This is a genomic window from Mesorhizobium sp. M7D.F.Ca.US.004.03.1.1 (assembly GCF_003998635.1).
Lineage (GTDB): Bacteria > Pseudomonadota > Alphaproteobacteria > Rhizobiales > Rhizobiaceae > Mesorhizobium > Mesorhizobium loti.
This window is the reverse complement of record NZ_RZQG01000786.1, coordinates 1-2,815: the sequence shown is the minus strand read 5'-3', so window position 1 is coordinate 2,815 and position 2,815 is coordinate 1. Positions and strand designations below refer to the sequence as shown.

At 65.1% G+C, this 2,815-nt stretch carries 2 protein-coding genes; both read right to left on the bottom strand.

The window, feature by feature from the left end; all coding sequences use genetic code 11:
- Positions 1-2,543: indolepyruvate ferredoxin oxidoreductase family protein (locus EN935_RS29795; protein WP_164771442.1), on the bottom strand; the 2,543-nt coding region annotated here is incomplete at its 3' end.
- The coding region (locus EN935_RS41530; RefSeq protein ID WP_206534601.1) for a hypothetical protein at positions 2,530-2,815 on the bottom strand (286 nt) is incomplete at its 5' end. The genes EN935_RS41530 and EN935_RS29795, both read right to left, overlap by 14 nt.

The window sequence follows — 2,815 nt, the reverse complement described above, 5'->3', positions numbered from 1 at the left end:
GCCGATAGAGCGGCTGCACGGATCGCCTTCTTCAGCCGCTCTATCGGCAACGAAAAATCCGCCGAACGGGCGAACTCGCCGGGCATGATCGCGGCGGTGTTGGCGACAAAGATGGTGTGGCCCTCACGCACCGCGGTCAGCACCTTCTTGGCGCCCGAGACGACGAGGTCGCAGCCAAGCACGAGATCGGCCTTGCCGGCCGAGACGCGGATGGCATGGATGTCGTCCGGGGTGCGGGCGATGCGGACATGGGTGAACACCGAACCGCCCTTCTGTGCGAGGCCGGCCATGTCGATCATGCCGCAGCCCTTGTCCTCGAGATGCGCCGCCATGCCGAGCACCGCACCGACGGTGACGACGCCGGTGCCGCCGACGCCGTCGATGATCGCTGCCCAGCCCTGCTCGCCAAGCGGGAATTCGGCCGGCACCGGCACGCCTTCCAGCGGATCGGCCTTGCCGGCCAGGCCCTCGGCCTTGCGGATCTTGGCGCCGTGCACGGTGACGAAGGACGGGCAGAAGCCGTTGACGCAGGAGAAATCCTTGTTGCAGCTCGACTGGTCGATCTTGCGCTTGCGGCCGAATTCGGTTTCGACCGGCTGGATCGAGACGCAGTTCGACTGCACGCCGCAATCGCCGCAGCCTTCGCAGACCAGCTCGTTGATGAAGACCCGCTTGTCGGGATCAGGGAATGTGCCGCGCTTGCGGCGGCGGCGCTTTTCGGCGGCGCAGGTCTGGTCATAGAGCAGCACGGAAACGCCCTGGACGTCGCGCAGCTGGCGCTGGACGAGATCCAGGTCGTCGCGGTGATGAATGCTGGCACCGGCCGGGAATTCAGCCTTCCCGGCATATTTGTCCGGCTCATCGGTGACGATGGCGATGCGGTCGACGCCCTCCGCGCGTACCTGCCGGGCGATCATGTCGACGGTCAGGCCGCCTTCGTGCGGCTGGCCGCCGGTCATGGCGACGGCGTCGTTGTAGAGAATCTTGTAGGTGATGTTGGCGTCGGTCGACAGCGCGAAGCGGATCGCCAGCGTGCCGGAATGGTTGTAGGTGCCGTCGCCGAGATTCTGGAAGATGTGGCCACGCTTCGAGAACGGCGCCTGGCCGACCCACTGCGCGCCCTCGCCGCCCATGGCCGTGAACCCGACGGTGTTGCGGTCCATCCACAGCGCCATGAAATGGCAACCAATGCCGGCCGCGGCGATCGAGCCGTCCGGCACCTTGGTGGACGAATTGTGCGGGCAACCGGAACAGAAGAACGGCGTGCGCGAGCCGATGTCGGTGGCGTCGGCCAGCATTGCCTGGAACTGGCGCAGCTTTGCCACCCGCGCCGAGATCTCTTCGGACGGACCGATGGTTTTGACGATCCTCTCGCCAAGCGCGATGGCGATCTCGTTGGGGTCGAGCGCACCCTTGGCCGGGAACAGCCAGTCGCCGCGCTCATCCTTCTTGCCGACAATGACCGGCTGCGTTGCGGTGCCGTAAAGGCTTTCGCGCAGCTGCACCTCGATCAGCGAGCGCTTTTCCTCGACGACGACGATGGTGTCGAGGCCGCGGGCAAAATCAGCGATGTGATGCAGATCGAGCGGCCAGGGGCAGCCGACCTTGAACAGCCGCACACCGATGCGGTTGGCGGCCGCCTCGTCGATGCCGATGTCCTCCAGCGCCTGGCGGACATCGAGATAGCTCTTGCCCAGCGTGATGATGCCGATTTTCGGGTTGCGGCCGCCCGAATAGACGATTCGGTTCAGCCCGTTGGCATGGATGAACGCCGAGGCCGCGGCGCGCTTGTGCTCATGCAGCCGCTCCTCCTGGCCGAGCATGTCGATCTCGTGGCGGATGTTGAGACCGCCGGGCGGCATATCGAACTCAGGCACGACGATGTTCAGCCGCTCGAGCGAGGCATCGACCGAGGCCGTCGATTCGATGTTGTCCTTGACGCATTTGATCGCCGCCCAGGTGCCGGCAAAGCGCGACATGGCAAAGCCGTAGAGCCCGTAGTCGATAATCTCCTGGACGCCTGCCGGGTTGAGGATCGGCACCATCGTGTCGACGAACAGGAATTCGGTGGCATGCGCATTGGTCGAGGATTCGGCCATATGGTCGTCGCCCATCAGGGCGAGCACACCGCCATGTCTGGACGAGCCGGCGAGATTGGCATGGCGGAACACATCGCCGGAGCGATCGACACCCGGCCCCTTGCCGTACCAGACCGAAAAGACACCGTCATGGGTGCCCTCGCCCAGCAATTCGGTCTGCTGCGATCCCCAGCAAGCGGTGGCGGCAAGCTCCTCGTTGAGCCCGGGCTGGAAGACGATGTCGGCCTGAGCGAGCTGCTTCTTCGCCTTCCACAGCTGCATGTCGAGGCCGCCGAGCGGCGAACCGCGATAGCCGGAGACGAAGCCGGCCGTGTTCAGGCCGGCGCGGCGATCACGCTCGCGCTGCATCAGTAGCATGCGGATGACCGCCTGCGCGCCGGACAGGAAGATGCGCTCCTTTCCAAGGTCGAACTTGTCGTCGAGCGCGACGTCATGCAGCGTCATCAGGAATTTCCTCTGCGGAGGCCGCGCGGGGGCAGGCAGCCAACGTCGGGGTCGGATGACGCATCCTTTCTCCCCTTGCAAGGCAGGTCAAACAAAATCGCAGGTACCAGGCAACGCGCAACGAACAGTCCGTGGCCATCTCGAATCCCGCACGAAACCGACCAGCGGATGTTTCCCGGCGCACGAAAATTTCAGCTGCAGCCAGGGCCGGGCAGCGATGCGTCAGCTGCCCTTCGAGCAATCCGGCTTCGGTTCGCCCGGCAGCTTGCCGT